Raw genomic sequence first — 270 nt, forward strand, 5'->3', positions numbered from 1 at the left:
CCATCAGCTTTTCCAGAAGGGCCGGCGCATGCGTCTCGCAGACCTCCCAGGGCACGATGCGTGCGCCGTCCTCATAGAGATAGGCCTGGCTCAGCGCGAAGGAGCGCACGCCCTGCATCGTGCCCTCGATGGCGCCGGCGATCGTGCCGGAATAGGTCACGTCGTCGGCGACGTTCGAGCCTGAATTGACGCCTGACAGGACGAGATCCGGCTTGATGTCCATCACCTGCCTGATGCCCATGATAACGCAATCGGTCGGCGTGCCGCGCA

1 protein-coding gene is annotated in these 270 nt (G+C 64.1%); it reads right to left on the reverse strand.

Features of this window, described 5'->3' with window-relative positions; all coding sequences use genetic code 11:
* On the reverse strand, nt 1-270 hold a 270-nt coding region (locus EOD29_RS31900), incomplete at both ends, for a 5'/3'-nucleotidase SurE (RefSeq protein ID WP_281059246.1).

It is taken from the genome of Mesorhizobium sp. M1A.T.Ca.IN.004.03.1.1 (genome assembly GCF_003997555.1).
GTDB lineage: Bacteria > Pseudomonadota > Alphaproteobacteria > Rhizobiales > Rhizobiaceae > Mesorhizobium.